This window comes from Serratia inhibens, assembly GCF_003591175.1.
Lineage (GTDB): Bacteria > Pseudomonadota > Gammaproteobacteria > Enterobacterales > Enterobacteriaceae > Serratia > Serratia inhibens.
Genome location: NZ_QYYG01000002.1, coordinates 220,451 through 238,552, shown reverse-complemented (window position 1 = coordinate 238,552; position 18,102 = coordinate 220,451). Strand labels below are relative to the sequence as shown.

Here is an 18,102-nt window from a genome sequence, read left to right as displayed (position 1 = left end):
ATTTGTCAAATGCTGCGTTGATTGACCCGCGCAGACAGTTCAGCCGCGCTTTCCTTCCTCTCGCTGTAGCGGTCGACCAGGTAATCGGCATTGCCCCGCGTCAGCAGGGTGAACTTCATCAGTTCCTCCATGACATCGACAATACGATCGTAGTAAGCGGAGGGTTTCATGCGGCCATCCTCTTCAAATTCCTGCCAGGCCTTGGCGACCGAAGACTGATTGGGGATAGTGAGCATCCGCATCCAGCGCCCTAAAATGCGCATTTGATTGACCGCGTTGAATGACTGCGAACCCCCGCTGACCTGCATCACCGCCAGGGTTTTTCCCTGTGATGGGCGTACCGCGCCGACGCTCAACGGGATCCAGTCGATTTGGCTCTTCATGATGCCGGTCATGGCACCGTGGCGTTCCGGAGAACACCACACCATGCCTTCCGACCACAACACCAGCTCACGCAGTTCCTGAACTTTGGGATGTGATTCCGGCGCGTCATCCGGCAGGGGCAAACCGGACGGGTTGAAAATACGCACTTCCGCGCCCATGGCAGCCAATAGGCGTGCGGCTTCTTCCGTTGCCAGGCGGCTGTAGGAGCGTTCACGTACCGAACCGTAAAGCATCAAAATACGCGGTGGGTGTGCCGGCGGCACCGACTGTAGCCTTTCATGGCTAATGGCGCGGTCAAACAGTAGCGGGTCAATCTGCGGCAGATCGGATAATTTATCGGTCATGATTCATTCTCTTGGTCAGGGGTCAGCAGCGCTGTGGTTGATCGGCGCAGCACTCTTCAATCAGGAAAGCGACGATACCCTTGAGTACGTCATATTGCGGCAGGCAAAACAGCGTGCGGCCTTCACGTTGCTGATGCACCAGACCGACGGAAACCAACGCGGCGATATGGTGGCTGAGCGTTGAGTTGGGGATATCCAGTCTTTTTTGCAGTTCGCCTACCGGCAGGCCACCATGACCCGCGCGAACCAGCTGTTTATAGATGCTCAATCGGGTGGGGTGACCCAGTTCTTTCAGGGCATCTGCGACGTCATTCAATTCCATTGGCGCACCTCTTTAAACTATATTTCCAGAATAATGGAAATATAATGCGTTCGTCGAGGTTTTTGTGCACTGAAAACGTTAGGGCCGACGTTATCGTCGGCCCTAATAATCCACAGTCATTCCTTATCAGTGAGGAAATCAACAACGCTTTGGCCGAACATCTCCGCGCAGGCCACGTTGGAGATATGCGAGGCCGGCAACACTTTTAATTTGGCGCACGGCGCATTGGCGACCAAAAATTCGGCGTCCGCCACGGTGGTGACCGGATCATGCTCCCCGGCGATGACCAGCATTGGCCGCGTCATCTGGCGGGTTTGGTCACGAAGGTCGGCCTGCGCCAGCGCGTCGCAGCAGGCGGCGTAACCGGCGGCATTGCCGGCTGCCAGCCCGTCGACCAGCGCCGCAACCCGCTGCGGCGATCGCTGCAAAAAGTCTTCGGTAAACCAACGGGAAGGGGAGGCGGCGGCGATGGCTGCCAACCCTTGGTTGCGCACTTGCTGCGCACGCTGCTGCCAGCCCTCGCTGCTGCCGATGCGTGCGGCGGTATTCGCTACCACCAGGCGATCGATGCGTTGCGGGTGGTAGCGGTTGAGCCACAACCCGGTCAGCCCACCCATCGAGATGCCGCAAAAGTGGGCGCTTGGCGCATCCAGCCTGTCGAGCAGGGCGATAACGTCGTTGCCGAGCGTTTCCAGCTGCAGCGGGGTTCTCGGCAGCGGCGTAGCACCGTGGCCGCGTTGGTTGTAATGCAACACGTGAAAGTGTTCATACCAGGTCGGCAACTGCGCCTGCCACATGTCGAAGGTGGTGCCGAGCGAGTTGGACAGGACCAACAGCGGCGCACCGGCACGGCCATCAAGACGATATTCAATGTCCATATTCATACCCGTTCGATGATCAGCGCAATACCTTGACCAACGCCGATACACATGGTGCACAACCCGTAACGGCCCCGGGTTTTCTGCAATTGCCAGGCGGCATTCATCACCAGCCTGCCGCCGGAAGCACCCAATGGATGGCCCAGCGCAATGGCGCCGCCGTTCGGATTCACCTGCGCGGCATCGTCCTTCAGCCCCAGTTCACGCGTCACGGCCAGCGCCTGTGCCGCAAAGGCTTCGTTAAGTTCGATAACGTCCATTTGATCGAGCGTCAGACCGGCAATCTTCAGCACCTTGCGCACCGCCTCCGCCGGGGCAAACCCCATAATTGCAGGCTCAATGCCGGTCACCGCGCTGGCGACGATACGAGCCATCGGTTGCAAGCCGTGGCGGGCCACCCCGCGTTCACCGGCCAGCAACAGTGCGCAGGCACCGTCGTTCAGCCCGGAGGCATTACCGGCAGTGACGGTACCTTGCGGATTAACTACCGGTTTCAACTTCGCCAGCGCGTCGAGCGTCGTGGCGCGCGGGTGTTCATCCTGGCGAAACAGCAGTGGGTCGCCTTTTTTCTGCGCCAGGCTGACTTCAATCAGTTGCCCGGCGAAAAAACCGCTTTCCTGGGCGCTAGCGGTACGCTGCTGGCTGCGCAGAGCGAAGGCATCCTGATCCTGGCGGCTGATGCCAAACTTCAGGGCCACGTTTTCGGCGGTTTGCGGCATAGAGTCCACGCCGTATTGCGCTTGCATCTGCGGGTTGATAAACCGCCAACCCATGGTGGTGTCTTCTATTTTCATCGCCCGGCTGAAGGCGCTTTCCGCTTTGCCCATCACAAACGGCGCCCGGGACATGCTTTCCACGCCGCCGGCAATCATCAACTCGCTTTCACCGGTTTTGATGGTGCGGGCCACCATCGCCACCGCATCCAGGCTGGATCCGCACAGACGGTTGAGGGTGCAACCGGGGATCTGCACCGGCAGGCCGGCCAGCAGCAACGCCATCCGCGCCACGTTGCGGTTATCTTCCCCGGCCTGATTGGCGCAACCGAACAGCACGTCGTCTACCGCGCCCCAGTCAAGCTGCGGGTGGCGCGCCTGCAACGCTTTCAGCGGCAGGGCGGCCAGATCGTCGGCGCGGACGGTGGCGAGACTGCCGTTCAGGCGGCCAAAAGGCGTACGGACGGCGTCACACAGATAAGCTGGATTCATGCGTTGGTTCTCCGTGCTGAAGGGCAAAGGTCAACTCGACCGGGGTGATTTCCTGTAATTGTTGCGGGGTCAGCCCGCCGAATATTTCGCGTACCACCAGGCCCTGAGGCGTGACGTCCATGACCGCCAGATCGCTGTAGATGCGATCAATGCAGCCGACGCCGGTCAGCGGATAGGTGCAATGGCGGACAATCTTGCATTCGCCTTTTTTAGTCAGGTGTTCGGTCATCACAAATACCTGACGTGCGCCAATCGCCAAATCCATCGCACCGCCGACCGCCGGTATCGCCCCTGGCGCACCGGTACTCCAGTTGGCCAAATCGCCCCGTTCGGAGACCTGATAGGCACCCAGTACGCAAATATCCAGGTGGCCGCCGCGCATCATGGCGAAGGAGTCGCCGTGATGGAAAAAGCAACCGCCTTTCAGCAGGGTGACCGGCTGTTTGCCGGCGTTGATCAGATCAGGATCTTCCTCTCCTTCGGCCGGTGCCGGCCCCATGCCGAGAATGCCGTTTTCGCTGTGCAGGAAGATTTCTTTGTCCGCCGGCAGGTAGTTGGCGATTTGCGTCGGGATGCCGATGCCCAGATTCACATAGGCGCCTTCCGGGATGTCGCGCGCAATGCGCTCGGCCAACTGCTGATGAGTGAGTTTTGACATAAATCCGTTCCTTAAGCCGACAGTTGCACGGCGCTTGCCGGGGTGGTCACCAGGCGTTGCACGAAGATCCCCGGCGTGATGACGGTTTCGGGATCCAGCTCGCCCAGCGGCACTAACTGATTGATTTCAGCAATGGTGCAATGAGCCGCCATCGCCATGATCGGCCCGAAGTTGCGCCCGGTTTTGTAATACAGCAGGTTGCCCCAGCGGTCGCCTTTTTCAGCCTTGATCAGGGCAAAATCGGCCTTCAGCGGCAGTTCAAACACATACTGGCGGCCGTCTATTTCACGGGTTTCCTTGCCTTCCGCCAGTTTGGTGCCGTAACCGGTCGGCGTGTAGAAGCCGCCGAGGCCGGCACCACCGGCCTGAATGCGGGCAGCCAGATTGCCCTGCGGGATCAGCTCCAACTCCAGTTCGCCGCGGCGATACAGATCGTCAAATACCCAGGAGTCGGACTGGCGCGGAAAAGAGCACACCACTTTGCGCACACAGCCGGCCTTCAGTAACGCCGCCAGGCCGAAATCCCCGTTGCCGGCGTTATTGCTGATCAGCGTCAGTTCGCGCGGGCGGTGGCGGATCAGCGCATCCAACAGGGCGCAGGGTTGGCCGGCAGGGCCAAAACCACCGACCATAATGGTGGCGCCATCCGGTATATCTGCGACGGCGGCGTCTGCGGACGCCACGTTTTTATCGATCATCTGCTACTCCTGAGTAGGCTGCGGTTATTCCAGCGTCATACGAGTGGTTCTAATCTACGTTAAATGATGAAAAATACAGCGACAAGTGCGAATATCAGCGTGTTGTGCGATTATCGAAGCATTGATGGTTTGGCTATTCGTTTTGTGATGCAGGTAACTAAATCGCTATTGGCGTTGTTCCGGTACTGCGGACGTATAAATTCAGATGTTATCGAAAGAAGGGGAGATCAGAATGGATGATGTTTCAGAGTTTGGCGGCGGGGAGCTGCGTCGGCTGCAGGAGATCGGCGATTTAAGCAACGATAGGTACAAGGGCGATCCCAACTTTATGGCGTCGCTGGCCAGAGGGTTAGAGGTGCTGCAGGCCTTCCAACCGCAGTATTCGCAGATGTCGGTTTCCGAGATCAGCCAGATTACCGGCATTCCGCGCGCTGCGGTGCGTCGTTGCCTCTACACTTTGCGGGCGCTGGGTTTCGTGCATTGCCCCGATGGCCGACATTACCGGCTGCTGCCGCGGGTGCTCACCATCGGCCATGCTTATCTTTCCTCTTCCGAGCTGGCGAAGGCGGCGCAGAACTCGCTGGATTACCTCAGCAAGCTGCTCAATGAATCCTGCTCGGTGGCGACGCTGGACGGCGACAACATATTGTATATCGCCCGCGCCTCGGTGAAGCGCATCATGACGATCGATCTGGGGCGCGGCAGCCGCTTGCCGGCCTACGCCACGTCAATGGGGCTGGTTTTGCTCAGTGCGCTGGACGAGGAACAACTGGAGGATTATCTGTCGCGGGTGCGGTTCGAACCGCTGACCGAGCACACCGTGACCAGCGCGGAACAGTTGCGTGAACAGTTGGCTAAAGTGCGCAGGCAGGGGTATGCCATCAACGATCAGCAGTTGGAGATTGGCCTGCGTTCGATCGCGGTGCCGATGCATTCGCGCAAGGGCGGCGGCGTGGTGGCGGCAATGAACGTGGGGGTCAATGCTTCGCAAATTTCCTCGGCGGAGCTGCGTGAACGGGTGCTGCCACAGCTGCAACGCGCGGCGATGGAGTTGGCGTTGCTGCTGTAGCCGCTAACGCGGTGGCCCACCTCAGTCGGGGCAATCTGGCTGAGGCAAGCCGCCGGGATTTCACCCGACGATCACGCAAATACCTGCACTCATTGCGGCTTGATGGCACCTTCATTGCCGGCAATTGGCACCACAAAACTGAAGCAACTGCCGTAGGTTTCCGCCATCTGCGCTTTCAGCGTGCCCCGATGGCGTTCAATAATGGTGTGGCTGATGGTCAACCCCATTCCCATTCCCTGCGCTTTTGTGGTGTAGAAAGAATCGAAAACCCGCTCCATTACGTCAGGATCCAGCCCGATTCCGTTGTCCGCGATACGCAACTCGACCGTTTTTTCATCGGAATTTAGCGTGGTTATCCTCAGCGTTCGCGTACGATCGCTCACTTCAGACAGAGCCTCGATCGCGTTCATCACCAGGTTAATCAATACCTGTTGAATCTGAACGCTATCGCCAAAGATGAAGCTGTCGACGGCCTTCAGTTCATAATCCACCGCCACGCGGCGCTGCTCGATTTCGCTGCGTGACAGGGTCATGATATGGCGGACAAGATAGTGCAGATCGATACGGGAAAAGACCGGTTCCTGCTTGCGCGTCAGGGTTTGCAGGCTGCGAATGATTTCGCCTGCGCGCTGGCCTTCCGCAATGATCTCCTCCAGCCCGGTACGAATATTGTCATGCCGGACAGGGTCGTGGTTCAGCCAGCGCAGGCTTGCTCCGGCGTTCGAGACAATCGACATCAAGGGTTGATTGATTTCGTGCGCAATGGATGAGGTCAACTGGCCGACGGTGGTCGCGCGGGAAACGCGGGCCAGCTCGGCCTGGGCGACCCTGACGGCGTCCTCCGTCTGCCGCTGGGCGGTGATGTCGGTGATGGTGCCGTAGTATTCATAGACCTCGGTGCCTACGCCGACCGGGTTACCGATGCCCAATATGTAGCGGCAAACGCCATCCGCGCTCATGATGCGAAACTCGGCCCGCAGGGGCAGCCCGTCTCTCACCCCGTCGGTGACGACGGTGCTGACTCGCGCATAGTCGTCCGGATGAACGAAGGTAAGAAACTCGGCCATGGAAATCATTTTCTGCTTCTCGGGCAGGCCGAGAATACGGGCATATTCTTCGGACATGAACATCAGGTCCTGCTCCAGCTCCCAACGCCAACTGCCGGTATGACTGATCTGTTCGCCCAGCATCAGCGAGGTCTGGCTTGCTCTTAGCTCTTTTTCCACCCGTCTGCGCTGGATGTTCTCCTCAAGCAATTCGGCATACAGCCTTGCGGTTTCGAGCGACACGGCGGCATGTGCGCCGAGCAGGTTAACCACTTTCGAATGCTCGGCGGTGAAGATTTCAGGCATTAAACGATTTTCGAGATACAACACGCCGACCAGCCGCGCCTGCTTGAACATCGGCACGCACAATACGGCAGCGCCGGAAGTCACGAGGTAAGGATCCTGCGAGAAGGGGCTGAACTCTTCCGGTTTTCCGGTGCGTATCTCTTGCCCGGTACGGATCACGGCCGACAGTACCGACAGCGGCATGTCGGTAGCCATCGGCACATCTTTTATAATCCGTACCCTGACGCCGTCGCTGCCGGTATAGGCACTTGCCTCGATTTCAGGAATGTTGTTATCCAATACGCGGATCAACAGGCCGCGTTGGGCGCCGGCACGTTCCAGCAGCATAGTCATCAGTATCTGAATAAGCCGTTCCAGATTGATCTCTTCAGACAGGGCACGCGAGGCTTTGATGACACTTTGCAGATCGCGGATTTCTTCATTCTGGGCAAAGGCGATGGTGTCGTAAGGCGTTGCCTGGCCGGGGGACACCAGATGGGGGTAAGCCTGTTTCAGCTGATTCACCTTGGCCTGCGCCCCTGTGCGCCCCCATGCCGCCATTGCGCCCCTAAAGTGGGCATCTGCGGCCGTATGATAGCCGCAACTGAGCGCGAAGCGCCCCGCGAGTTCATGAGCCAGCCCATTGCTGGGATTGAACCCCGAGTCCCGCGAGAGCCTCACCGCTTTTTCATACTGCTCGAGCGCAATGCTGTTCATGCCGTCAAGGCGGACAATCTCCGCATACACCAGGGCCTCTTTGTCGGCGAATGTACCTGGATTAATGCGCGCCCAAAGCGCGATTTTGTCGTAGTGTTTTTGCAGCCTGCGCCGGTGCTCGACGGAGAAGGTATCCGGCGTCAGTTGAGCGGTTAACGTCAGCGCGCTGTACAGATGCAAATCCAGCAGGTGGATATGCCCCGGCGCAGACCAGGCAAAGAATTCGGCCTGCGCCAGCGACTCTTCCGCCTGCGGGTATTCGCCGGCGACAAAATGCGTCATGCCCCGATATAGCCAGAACCAGAACATCATGGTGGACATTTGCTGCGGCGCCTGTTCCGGCGCGGTTGGCAGCAGTGAGTCGGGCAGCGCATCCATGCCGCCCCAATATCCGGGAGATACGGTGCGTAAATGCTCAACATAATGCTTTTGGATCAACATAATGCGTTCAACGTCCGGAAAATGGGATTTCCGCACGAAGGCCAGCCCCCGTTCGATGCTGATCAGCACGTTATCGAGATGATCGCCGCGGCTTAAAAAGTTAATGATCTGATGACAGGCGGCAAAAGAGGCGACGGTCAGATCGCCGTGCGTCACCGCCGCCGTGAAGCAGGCTTTGGCGCATTCGGTGGTGTAGGAGAGCGGCTGGGTCCAGACGCTCAACTGATCGAGCGGCAGCAGCGTCTTCGCTTCGTAAACGCTGTAACCGTGGCGCGTCACGAGTTCACGGGCCAGTACCGCGTATTTGAAGCCCAACCGATATTCGGCATAGCGGTGGCCAATCAGCACGCCAAACCAGCCCATCGCCGACGTTGATGCACCGGTAATGCCGTGTTCCAGCGTCAGATGCAGCATCTGGCACAGCAGCATGAAGTGCAGGCGTGGGCTGATGAAACTGGCGGACAGGCCGGCACGGGCCAGTAAACTCATCGCGGCTTCCGTTTCAGGATTGGCCATGAGCGGCAATTGGTTGAAAATCGCGGCCGGGCTCTCACCGATGCGGGCATGGAGCATTTTCCAGGCCGTCTCGCATTCCGCATCGTCGGGGTGCCGGTTAAGCGTAATGCCGGATACCGTCAGCCAGCTTAATGCGGTCTCCAGCGCCAGCGGGTTATCCGACTGGCGCATATGCACTTCCGCCAGCAAATTGGCTGCGGAGATTTTTTCCGCCAACCCGCCAGGCGAAGCCAGCAACCGGTCGCTCAAATGCCGCGCCGCGACCAGGTTACCCAGTAAAAACGCGCATTCGGCTTCTTCCAGCTCCAGCGCGAAATCGGGCGCATCATCAGACGCAGGGCCGCCGAGTGCACGGGCGGTCTGCAGATATCGCTGTGCGGAGAGGTAGTCGCCGGAACGCTTCGCACGGCGGGCTGCCAGCATGCTCAATTCGCGGAACATTTTGCGCTGTGGCGGCGGCTGTACGCAGTCAATGGCGGCGGATACATGGTGAATGGCGCGGAACAGCATCTCATTGCCCGCCGCCTGGCGTGAAGCTTCGGCCAGCAGGCTGGCCGTCGTGAGGTGCAGATGCCCCCGCTCGCCGGCATCCAGCAGGGCGAAGGCCGCTTCCTGCACGCGATCATGGGGGAACATATAGGTGTCGGCGGACAGGGTAATCAATTGGGCGGTAACCGCAGGGTGCAATTGATAGCGGATATCCGTATCTGAGAGATTCAGGACGCGGCTGATGGTGCCAAGCTCACCGCTGCTGCCCAGACAGGCCAGGCTGCCCAACAGCTTGCGGGTTTCTTCGGGCATTTTCTCCAGTTGCTGCAATACCAGCCCGACGACGTTTTCGGTGTAATGGCGTGCCTGAATGGTCGGCACGTCGTAATACCACTTGCCTTGATACTTGTTGTGCGTCACCAGGCCGTCATCGACGATACGTTTGAAAAACTCATGCACGAACAGCGGATTGCCGCCGGTTTTTTCATGTATCAGACGAGCCAGGTCGAGGGTGTCGGTCGAGCGCCGCTGGAAGACGTCGGCCAGCCAGCGAGCGACGGCTTTAACCGAGAGCGGCGCCGGTATGATGTCGATTTTACGTTGAGCCGCATCACGAAGCCGGCCCAGCGCCTCAGATACCGAAAGGTTGTCGGTTGAGGAGGGATCGCGCAGGGCAACCACCAACAGCAACGGCAGGGCATCGCTGTTTTTAAGCAGATATTCCAACACCTGCAAGCTGGCGGCATCGATCCAGTGAATATCGTCAATCAGCAACACCAGCGGACAACCGGGGGTGGCAAAGGTATTGACCAGGCTGACTATCATAAGATTAAAGCGGGCCCGGGCATCGGTCGACAGCGAGTCGGGGGCCTGCCGGGATTTTCTCTCCAGCAACAGGCCCAGTTCCGGCACCAGGTTAATGGCCAATCCCTCGTAACCGTCCAGCGTGCGCGCCAGGCGGGTTTTCCAGAGCGCGACATCTTCTGCCGGCAACCCCAGCAGCTTCAGGGTCAGCGCCCGGAAAGCGGAGGTCAGCACGCCATAAGGCAGCGACGACGAGAACTGGTCGACTTTACCCACGGCAAGCAGCGTACGCCGGTTCTTCAGCTCTTTTAACGCTGAGGCGATCAACGAGGATTTACCGATGCCCGAAGGCCCGCTGATGATCGCAAGCGTGTGGGTTCCGCTCTGATTAACCTTGTCGAACGCGGCGATAAGCTCGCGGCCCTGTGGATGGGGGGTGTACAACGTATCGGCGAGATGAAACTCAGGTGCGCGATCCTGCAACCCGGGAGGAAAGGGCAAGATGTCATTGTCACTGGTCAAGGTGGCCTGACAGCGGCGCAGGTCAGCGACCAGCCCGTCGACCGTCTGGTAACGGTTATCGGGCGATTTTGCCAACAGCCTCAGGACCAGGGTTGAAAGCATGGCCGGTACCTGTTCGCGCAGCAGATGAGGCGGACGTGGCTCTGAAGCGATATGGTGATGCGTCCATTCTTCCAGGCCGCCTTCGCTGAGGTCGAAGGGCAAAGAGCCGGTCAGCAGTTCATAAAAGACGATGCCAAGGCTATAGAGATCGCTGCGGCTGTCCACCGATCTTCGCGTGCGCGAGGTATGTTCGGGTGACATATAGGCGAGCGTGCCGCCAAAAAACGGCAGGCGGGTCTGTTTTAGCTCTTCCGCAGTGCCCGTCGTCAGACCAAACCCGGCAAGGCGGCATGAGGTATCGTTCTGGATAAAGATATTACCCGGCTTGATATCGCCGTGGATCAGGTTGTGCCTGTGCATTTGACGCAACGGAGCACATATCCGGATGGCAAGCTCCAGAAAGCTGGCAATGCAGGCCATCGGCTGCCCCGTGATGCGGGCCAGGGAGTCAAAGGCAAAAGACGGATAGACCAGAGCGTACCGGCCACGGTACTGCGTGCAGGCGGCGGGTTTCACCGCCCAGGCGTCAGACAGGTAGGGCCGCAGGATGAATTCATTTTTCAGCAGCCGGGTCGCGTCCGCTTCCGCCTCATCGCTGACCGCCGTGGCGAGGATGAAAGCCCCGCTCGAAAAAGGGTGCCGCCCGTTCATCCAGACGATGCAGCCCTCATGAACCAAGGGGGTAAAAATGACATCATCTTTAAATGCAAAAAACTGCCCATCCTGAAAATCAGGAAGGGCAGCCCGGTCTGGCGGTATCAGCGGGTCATTCATTCGGGTCTCTCGCAGGCAGCGGTCTTGTCATCAGGCGTTTTTATCGCCTTTCAATGCGTGTTGGATCAGGCCCAGGAGCGTATCGATGTCGATAGGCTTACGCAAAAAAGCAACGGCGCCGAGTTTAAGGGCAAACCGTTGCATATTCTCATCACCGTGGCCGGATATAAATATCACCGGTGGCGGCGTTGCGTAAGCCTTTATTTTTTCATAAAGCTCGAATCCACCCATTCCTTTTAGCTTGATGTCGATAATGACCAACGAAGCGTCTGACAGCGCGGTTTTTTCGTTTAAAAACGCCTCTGCGGATTCAAAGGCGCATGTCGTGTAACCGTCCGACTGCAGCAGGTTGATTAACCCGCTGCGGACAGAACGTTCATCATCGACAATGGCAATGCGCTGCGGCAGCATCATGCTGATATTCCTCTGACAAATCATTACTAAAGCGGAGGGTCCTCTGTTGTTGTCTGAGCCTTGACCGGTGGAGTTCCGCATATTTTGGGGACGCATTCATGGCGAAACCACGCCAGCGTCAGCGGCTGTCGGTTTATCAACCGCCGGGTGACCGGGATAATCTGTTCGCCGATCAGCATTCCCAACAGGCCCAGCAGGGCAATAACCGGCGGAGCCGGTGAATGAATATCCAACGCAGCATAGATAATACCGGCCAGAAGGCCGATTGCCAGCGAAACAAGCCATGCTTTCATATCATCAGTCCCCTTTCGCCGGGCAGGCTACAGTGGAAGAGGCCGCCATGCCGGGCTGTGCCTGACAACGCTGTGCGTTGGCGGTCTGTTCAGGTTGCAGCACCTGTCCCATCAAACTTTCTCCGGCCAGCATTCCCAGTAGCCCCACCAGCGCCAGTGCCGGGGGCGCGGGCGAGCGGGCCTTAAGCAGCCCATAGATCAGGCCAATAAGGACGCCGGCGGAAAGGGAAATCAATCCTGCGCTCATCATTATCTCCAGTGAAGAAGCCGGCCGGGCTTTGCGCCGGCCGGCTTCCCGCAGTTAGCGGGCGGCGACCGGTGCCAGAGTGCGGTGCTCGCTCTTCTGACGTGAAGGCGCTTTGTGCACCATGGTATAGGCATAATCCACGCCCATGCCGTAAGCGCCCGAATGCTCTTTCACGATATCCATCACCGCGTTGTAGGTCTCTTTGTGCGCCCAGTCACGTTGCCATTCCAGCATCACCTGCTGCCAGGTTACCGGGATCACGCCTGCCTGAATCATGCGCTGCATGGCATAATCGTGCGCTTCTTTAGAGGTGCCGCCTGACGCGTCGGCCACCATATAGATTTCATAGTCGCCTTCCAGCATGGCGCACAGGGCAAAGCTGTTGTTGCAGACTTCGGTCCACAGGCCGGCAACCACCACTTTTTTCTTGCCGTTGGCGGCCAGCGCGTCACGCACTTTCTGATCGTCCCACGAGTTCATCGAGGTCCGCTCGAGGATGTCCTTGCCTGGGAACACGTCCAGCAGTTCCGGGTAGGTATTACCTGAGAAGCTCTCGGTTTCAACGGTTGTGATGAGGGTTGGAATGTTGAATACCTTCGCGGCTTTCGCCAGGGCAACGGTGTTGTTTTTCAGCACCTGGCGGTCGATCGACTGCACGCCGAAAGCCATCTGAGGTTGGTGGTCGATAAAAATCATCTGACAGTTGGCAGGCGTAAGGACTTCGAGCTTAGAGGTTGTCATAAAAATACCCTTGGGATGAGGTTAAAAGTAACAAGGTCGTCACACCGTTGGCGCAGCGACAGAGCCGAAAGCTACCGGGTGGTAAACGCTATCAACGGATTGAATGTTAGGCTGGGGGCGGGGGCAAAACTATTATCTGTTGGTATAACTAACCTTTCGTATACCTATACTTTGGTATATCTATCCCTTTGTATAACTGGTCTTTTCCCATTCATATTCCATAATCCTTTCAATTCGCGCCGCTCTGAAGGGCCGCGCACCTTGTGTCCGGCGGCTTTCTGCCTGAACCGGACGTCTCAGAAAGGAGGATCTATGGTTTCGCTGGGCAAAGCTGATTTGATACTGGTTAACGGGCAGTTTCATACTGTCGATCGCGAAAATCCACTGGCGGAAGCCGTGGCGATCCGCGAGGGTAAATTCCTCCAGGTCGGTACCGTCGCCGAAGTGATGCAGCACCATTGCGAAGGTACGAAAGTGGTGGATCTTAAGGGACACACCGCGGTGCCGGGGCTTAATGACTCGCACCTCCACCTGATCCGCGGTGGCCTGAACTACAACCTCGAATTGCGCTGGGAAGGCGTGCCGTCACTGGCGGATGCCTTGCGGATGTTGAAAGATCAGGCGCTGCGCACGCCATCGCCACAATGGGTGCGCGTGGTGGGCGGCTGGACGGAGTTCCAGTTTGCCGAACGCCGCATGCCAACGCTGGATGAGATTAACGAAGCCGCGCCGGACACGCCGGTGTTTATTCTTCATCTTTACGATCGCGCGCTGCTCAATCGCGCCGCACTGAGAGTGGTGGGCTACACCAAAGATACGCCCAACCCCCCAGGCGGCGAAATTCAGCGCGACAGTAACGGCAACCCGACCGGCATGCTGATTGCGCGCCCTAACGCCATGATCCTCTATGCCACACTGGCCAAAGGGCCGAAGTTGCCGCTGGAACAGCAGGTGAACTCGACCCGTCAGTTCATGCGCGAACTGAACCGTCTGGGCCTGACCAGCGCCATCGATGCGGGCGGCGGCTTCCAAAACTATCCGGAAGACTATCAAGTGATCGCCGAGCTGCATGAGAAAAAGCAGATGACGTTGCGCATCGCTTACAACCTGTTTACCCAGCGGCCGGGGCATGAACTGGAAGATTTCGAAAAATGGACCGACATGCTGACGCCGGGCCAGGGCAGTGACTTCTTCCGCCATAATGGCGCAGGTGAAATGCTGGTGTTTTCCGCCGCGGACTTCGAAGACTTCCTGGAGCCGCGCCCGGATCTGGCGCCAGGCATGGAAGACGAGCTGGAGCGTGTCGTACGCCACCTGGTCGAGCATCGCTGGCCGTTCCGCCTGCATGCGACCTACAACGAATCCATCAGCCGCATGCTGGACGTGTTTGAAAAGGTCAACCGCGAGATCCCGTTCAATGGCCTGCACTGGTTCTTTGACCATGCAGAAACCGTGACCCAGAAAAACATCGATCGCATCAAGGAGCTTGGCGGCGGTATCGCGGTACAGCACCGCATGGCCTTCCAGGGCGAATACTTTGCCGAGCGTTACGGCATTGAGGCTACCCGCCACACGCCACCGGTGGCCCGCATGTTGGAAACCGGCGTGCCGGTGGGGCTGGGGACGGACGCGACCCGCGTGGCCAGCTACAACCCGTGGACAGCGCTTTACTGGCTGGTTTCCGGCCGCACCGTGGGCGGCATGCAGATGTATGACGCCAATGCGCGTCTGGATCGCGATACCGCGTTGATGCTGTGGACGCAGGGCAGCGCCTGGTTCTCCAGCGAACAGGGCAAAAAAGGGCAGATCAAAGCGGGCCAACTGGCGGACATGGCCGTGCTCAGCAAGGACTACTTCTGCGTGCCTGAAGAGGAGATCAAGGGCATCGAATCCGTGCTGACGGTGGTCGGTGGCGACATCGTTTATGCCGCAGGCGCGTTCGGGCCGCTGGCACCGCCGTCCATTCCGGTGCTGCCGGATTGGTCGCCAGTGGTGAAGGTGCCGGGTCACTATCGCAGCGCACCGCCGGTAGCGAACGCACGCGTCGGCATGATGTCACAGGCGCATCACTGCAGCGGCCCTTGTGGGGTGCACACCCACAATCATGATATTGCCCGCGGCTCCAGCGTACCCGTTGCAGATGACAATGCATTCTGGGGCACGCTCGGCTGCAGCTGCTTTGCGTTTTAATCCCATGAAAACGTCATCTGCATTTTTCATCGCGCCCCGGATCGATCTGGGGCTGTTCTTCCTGCGCCTGACCGGCAGCCTGCTCTTGCTGCATGTGCACGGTTTGCCGAAGGTGTTTAATTTCAGCGAAGAACTGACACGCATCGAAGATCCTTTTGGCCTCGGGCCTTACATGAGCCTGTTGCCCGCCATTTTGGCGGAAGTTGTCTGCCCGGTGTTCATTATTCTGGGGGTCGGTACGCGTATCGCCTGTCTGCCCATTATCGGCGTGCTGCTGGTGGCGATGCTGTTCGTGCATCCAGGTTGGTCCATCGCTGAAGGGCAGTTCGGCTGGCTGCTGCTGATCATCTTTACCACGCTGGCGATAACCGGGCCGGGTAAATGGCGTATCGGCGCAGGCAGGCTGCTGGAGAAGGCGTTATGACGCAGATTAATGATATCCACAGCGTCACAGCTGAAGCGCTGAAAGAAGTGCCGGCGGTGAATGCATCGCCGTGGCAACCGCTGCGCCAACGCGTGTTCCGCATGCTGTGGATAGCCACCGTCGTCTCCAATATCGGTTCATGGATGAACGATATTGGGGTGAACTGGACCATGCTGACGCTCAGTGCCGATCCGCTGTCCGTCGCCATGGTCCAGGTGGCCAGCAGCTTGCCGATGTTTCTGTTTGCGCTGCCTTCCGGGGTGATGGCGGATATTGTCGATCGCCGTAAATACCTGCTGTTTTCGCAGGTCTGGGTGTTTATCGCCGCGGCCGGGTTGACCCTCTTGTCGGTGACGGGCCACGTCACCCCAGGGGTGTTGCTGGTTGCGGCATTCCTGCTGAGCACCGGTGCGGCCATGAGTTCGCCGCCGTTCCAGGCCATCGTGCCTGATTTGGTCAGCAAAAATGAGATGGGGCCGGCCATTGCGCTCAATTCATTGGGTATCAATATCAGCCGCGCCATCGGCCCGGCATTGGGCGGGCTGATTCTTTCCTTCGCCGGCCCCTGGATGGTGTTTTTGCTCAACGCCATCTCGGTGCTGGGCGTGGCCTGGGTGCTCTACCGCTGGAAGGCGGAACCGAGCGTTCAGCGCCTGCCGCCCGAGCACTTTTTCTCCGCCGTACGCGCCGGGTTTCGCTATGTGCATGCCGCACCGGTTTTGCGCAATGTGCTGGTCCGCACGGTGGCCTTTTTCACGTTCGGCAGTGCGGGCTGGGCTTTGCTGCCGCTGGTCGCGCGGCGTGAACTTGGGCTTGGCCCGGGCGGTTACGGGATCATGCTGGCCTTTATCGGCGTAGGGGCGATCTTCGGTGCCGTGTTGCTGCCTCGCTTGCGTAAGTCCTTCAACCCGGATCGGCTGATGGTGCTGGCAAGCCTGATGTTTGCCGTCACGATGCTGGCGCTGGCGTTTGTCCGTAACGTCTGGTTGCTCAACGCGTTTGAATTTTTTACCGGCTTTTCCTGGATAGCGGTGCTGTCTACGCTGAATCTCGGCGCACAGCGCAGCGCGGCGAAATGGGTGAAAGCGCGCGCGTTGGCGGTGTATCTGACCGTCTTCTTTGGCTCCATGACCGCCGGCAGCGCCATTTGGGGGCAGTTGGCCTCGCATTATGGAATTCCTGTCTCGCTGTGCGTGGCCGCGTTGGGCATGATTTTGGCCAGCAGCACGGTTTACCGCTGGCGTCTGGACCAGGATCCCGACCTGAACCTGGACATCAGTACGGAACATGGCGCCACGCCAGAGCTGGATGTGCGTCATGACCGCGGGCCGGTGATGGTGAGCTATGAATATTTGGTTACCGCAGAGGATGCGCGCGCCTTCACGGTATGCATGCAGGACATGCGGCGCGTCAGGCGGCGCGGCGGTGCCATCAACTGGTCCGTGTATGAGGACATTCTTCAGCCCGGCGTTTTCGTCGAGACGTTTGTGGTCGGTTCCTGGATGGAGTACCTGCGCCAGCAGGAGCGTTACACCATCAATGACCAGAAAATACAAAACCGTATTTGCGCATTTCATCAGGGCGAAACACTGCCGCTGATCCGTTACCTGGTGGCGCCGGTTTAACCGGGTCCGTCAGTCTCTGAGTTTATTAAACACTGCCAAGGGGTCTGTTATGAGCACGATTAAAACGAACGACGGTACGCAGATTTACTACAAAGACTGGGGAAAGGGGAAGCCGGTGCTGTTCAGCCACGGCTGGCCGCTGGACGCGGATATGTGGGACAGCCAGCTGAACTTTCTGGCTGAACGCGGCTACCGTGCCATTGCGTTCGACCGCCGCGGTTTTGGCCGTTCAGATCAGCCCTGGACCGGCTATGACTACGACACTTTCGCATCGGACATCAATGAACTGATCACGCAGCTTGATCTGCAGGACGTCACGCTGGTGGGTTTCTCCATGGGCGGTGGCGACGTGGCCCGCTACATCGGCCGCTACGGCAGCGCGCGTGTGGCTGGCCTGGTGCTGTTAGGCGCGGTTACGCCGATGTTTGGCAAAAGCGAAACGCATCCGCAAGGCGTGGACTTGTCCGTTTTCGAAGGGATCCGCAGTGGGTTACGTAAAGATCGCGCCCAGTTCATCAGCGATTTCAACGTGCCCTTTTACGGCATCAATGCCGGCCAGACGATCTCTGAAGGCGTATTGACCCAGACACTGAACATTGCTCTGCTGGCATCATTGAAGGGGACCATTGAGTGCGTGACTGCGTTCTCGGAAACCGACTTCCGTGACGATATGCTGAAGATTGATGTGCCTACGCTGGTGATCCACGGTAGCAACGATCAAATCGTTCCGATTGATGTCACCGGTAAAGTGGCCGCCGAAACGATCCCTGGCGCTGAACTGAAGGTGTATGACAATGCGCCTCACGGCTTTGCCGTAACGCATCAGGACCGGTTAAACGACGACCTCCTGGCGTTCTTGCAGGCTCGCTAAGCAAAATGGCTCATGTGCAGGGAGCTCTGTATGCCTGCACATG

16 protein-coding genes are annotated in these 18,102 nt (G+C 58.5%); 5 read left to right on the top strand and 11 right to left on the bottom strand.

The window, feature by feature from the left end; translation table 11 throughout:
- Positions 1 to 5: 5 nt before the first annotated feature.
- From arsH to D4100_RS10110, 6 genes are all read right to left on the bottom strand, one after another.
- Complete coding sequence (gene arsH, locus D4100_RS10135; protein WP_119804246.1) at positions 6 to 728, bottom strand: arsenical resistance protein ArsH; 723 nt, start codon at positions 726 to 728, stop codon at positions 6 to 8.
- 22 nt (positions 729 to 750) lie between these two features.
- A complete protein-coding gene (locus D4100_RS10130; RefSeq protein WP_119804245.1) occupies positions 751 to 1,050 on the bottom strand; it encodes an ArsR/SmtB family transcription factor in 300 nt (99 codons plus the stop codon).
- 116 nt (positions 1,051 to 1,166) lie between these two features.
- On the bottom strand, positions 1,167 to 1,934 hold the full coding sequence (pcaD, locus tag D4100_RS10125; protein ID WP_119804244.1) for a 3-oxoadipate enol-lactonase: 768 nt from the start codon (positions 1,932 to 1,934) through the stop codon (positions 1,167 to 1,169).
- The gene (gene pcaF, locus D4100_RS10120; protein ID WP_006319240.1) at positions 1,931 to 3,133 is read right to left on the bottom strand and encodes a 3-oxoadipyl-CoA thiolase; all 1,203 of its coding nucleotides are present in this window, start codon (positions 3,131 to 3,133) and stop codon (positions 1,931 to 1,933) included. The genes pcaD and pcaF overlap by 4 nt, the downstream gene beginning before the upstream one ends.
- The gene (locus D4100_RS10115; RefSeq protein WP_006319239.1) at positions 3,111 to 3,791 is read right to left on the bottom strand and encodes a 3-oxoacid CoA-transferase subunit B; all 681 of its coding nucleotides are present in this window, start codon (positions 3,789 to 3,791) and stop codon (positions 3,111 to 3,113) included. The genes pcaF and D4100_RS10115 overlap by 23 nt, the downstream gene beginning before the upstream one ends.
- Positions 3,792 to 3,802: 11 nt before the next feature.
- Entirely contained in the window at positions 3,803 to 4,489 is a 687-nt protein-coding gene (locus D4100_RS10110) for a 3-oxoacid CoA-transferase subunit A (RefSeq protein WP_119804243.1), read from the bottom strand.
- 232 nt (positions 4,490 to 4,721) lie between these two features.
- Here D4100_RS10110 and D4100_RS10105 point away from each other — a divergent pair, with 232 nt between their 5' ends.
- Positions 4,722 to 5,558, top strand: coding sequence for an IclR family transcriptional regulator domain-containing protein (locus D4100_RS10105; RefSeq protein ID WP_006319237.1), 837 nt, complete (start codon positions 4,722 to 4,724; stop codon positions 5,556 to 5,558).
- An 89-nt stretch (positions 5,559 to 5,647) separates the two neighbouring features.
- Here the strand turns inward: D4100_RS10105 and D4100_RS10100 are convergent, their stop codons facing one another.
- The 5 genes from D4100_RS10100 to D4100_RS10080 are packed head-to-tail and all read right to left on the bottom strand — an operon-like array spanning position 5,648 to position 12,949.
- On the bottom strand, positions 5,648 to 11,254 hold the full coding sequence (locus D4100_RS10100) for an ATP-binding sensor histidine kinase (RefSeq protein WP_119804242.1): 5,607 nt from the start codon (positions 11,252 to 11,254) through the stop codon (positions 5,648 to 5,650).
- Between the two features lie 30 nt (positions 11,255 to 11,284).
- Entirely contained in the window at positions 11,285 to 11,668 is a 384-nt protein-coding gene (locus D4100_RS10095) for a response regulator transcription factor (RefSeq protein WP_006319235.1), read from the bottom strand.
- Positions 11,669 to 11,694: 26 nt separating this feature from the next.
- Positions 11,695 to 11,961: a DUF1427 family protein gene (locus D4100_RS10090; protein ID WP_119804241.1), complete on the bottom strand. Its 267-nt coding sequence runs from the start codon at positions 11,959 to 11,961 to the stop codon at positions 11,695 to 11,697.
- A gap of 4 nt (positions 11,962 to 11,965) precedes the next feature.
- Positions 11,966 to 12,208, bottom strand: coding sequence for a DUF1427 family protein (locus tag D4100_RS10085; RefSeq protein ID WP_119804240.1), 243 nt, complete (start codon positions 12,206 to 12,208; stop codon positions 11,966 to 11,968).
- 54 nt (positions 12,209 to 12,262) lie between these two features.
- A complete protein-coding gene (locus D4100_RS10080) occupies positions 12,263 to 12,949 on the bottom strand; it encodes a hydrolase (RefSeq protein WP_004946197.1) in 687 nt (228 codons plus the stop codon).
- Positions 12,950 to 13,261: 312 nt separating this feature from the next.
- Here D4100_RS10080 and D4100_RS10075 point away from each other — a divergent pair, with 312 nt between their 5' ends.
- The 4 genes from D4100_RS10075 to D4100_RS10060 are packed head-to-tail and all read left to right on the top strand — an operon-like array spanning position 13,262 to position 18,059.
- Positions 13,262 to 15,139: an amidohydrolase gene (locus D4100_RS10075; RefSeq protein WP_006319232.1), complete on the top strand. Its 1,878-nt coding sequence runs from the start codon at positions 13,262 to 13,264 to the stop codon at positions 15,137 to 15,139.
- A 4-nt stretch (positions 15,140 to 15,143) separates the two neighbouring features.
- On the top strand, positions 15,144 to 15,563 hold the full coding sequence (locus D4100_RS10070) for a DoxX family protein (RefSeq protein ID WP_006319231.1): 420 nt from the start codon (positions 15,144 to 15,146) through the stop codon (positions 15,561 to 15,563).
- The gene (locus D4100_RS10065) at positions 15,560 to 17,188 is read left to right on the top strand and encodes an MFS transporter (RefSeq protein ID WP_119804239.1); all 1,629 of its coding nucleotides are present in this window, start codon (positions 15,560 to 15,562) and stop codon (positions 17,186 to 17,188) included. Before D4100_RS10070 ends, D4100_RS10065 begins: the two co-directional genes overlap by 4 nt.
- Before the next feature lie 49 nt (positions 17,189 to 17,237).
- Positions 17,238 to 18,059: an alpha/beta fold hydrolase gene (locus D4100_RS10060; RefSeq protein WP_119804238.1), complete on the top strand. Its 822-nt coding sequence runs from the start codon at positions 17,238 to 17,240 to the stop codon at positions 18,057 to 18,059.
- Positions 18,060 to 18,102 lie beyond the last annotated feature (43 nt).

Excerpts from the sequence above, each read along its gene's own strand:
- arsH (WP_119804246.1), bottom strand. The coding sequence starts at position 728 with ATGACCGATAAATTATCCGATCTGCCGCAGATTGACCCGCTACTGTTT.
- D4100_RS10130 (WP_119804245.1), bottom strand. The coding sequence starts at position 1,050 with ATGGAATTGAATGACGTCGCAGATGCCCTGAAAGAACTGGGTCACCCC.
- pcaD (WP_119804244.1), bottom strand. The coding sequence starts at position 1,934 with ATGAATATGGACATTGAATATCGTCTTGATGGCCGTGCCGGTGCGCCG.
- pcaF (WP_006319240.1), bottom strand. The coding sequence starts at position 3,133 with ATGAATCCAGCTTATCTGTGTGACGCCGTCCGTACGCCTTTTGGCCGC.
- D4100_RS10115 (WP_006319239.1), bottom strand. The coding sequence starts at position 3,791 with ATGTCAAAACTCACTCATCAGCAGTTGGCCGAGCGCATTGCGCGCGAC.
- D4100_RS10110 (WP_119804243.1), bottom strand. The coding sequence starts at position 4,489 with ATGATCGATAAAAACGTGGCGTCCGCAGACGCCGCCGTCGCAGATATA.
- D4100_RS10105 (WP_006319237.1), top strand. The coding sequence starts at position 4,722 with ATGGATGATGTTTCAGAGTTTGGCGGCGGGGAGCTGCGTCGGCTGCAG.
- D4100_RS10100 (WP_119804242.1), bottom strand. The coding sequence starts at position 11,254 with ATGAATGACCCGCTGATACCGCCAGACCGGGCTGCCCTTCCTGATTTT.
- D4100_RS10095 (WP_006319235.1), bottom strand. The coding sequence starts at position 11,668 with ATGATGCTGCCGCAGCGCATTGCCATTGTCGATGATGAACGTTCTGTC.
- D4100_RS10090 (WP_119804241.1), bottom strand. The coding sequence starts at position 11,961 with ATGAAAGCATGGCTTGTTTCGCTGGCAATCGGCCTTCTGGCCGGTATT.
- D4100_RS10085 (WP_119804240.1), bottom strand. The coding sequence starts at position 12,208 with ATGAGCGCAGGATTGATTTCCCTTTCCGCCGGCGTCCTTATTGGCCTG.
- D4100_RS10080 (WP_004946197.1), bottom strand. The coding sequence starts at position 12,949 with ATGACAACCTCTAAGCTCGAAGTCCTTACGCCTGCCAACTGTCAGATG.
- D4100_RS10075 (WP_006319232.1), top strand. The coding sequence starts at position 13,262 with ATGGTTTCGCTGGGCAAAGCTGATTTGATACTGGTTAACGGGCAGTTT.
- D4100_RS10070 (WP_006319231.1), top strand. The coding sequence starts at position 15,144 with ATGAAAACGTCATCTGCATTTTTCATCGCGCCCCGGATCGATCTGGGG.
- D4100_RS10065 (WP_119804239.1), top strand. The coding sequence starts at position 15,560 with ATGACGCAGATTAATGATATCCACAGCGTCACAGCTGAAGCGCTGAAA.
- D4100_RS10060 (WP_119804238.1), top strand. The coding sequence starts at position 17,238 with ATGAGCACGATTAAAACGAACGACGGTACGCAGATTTACTACAAAGAC.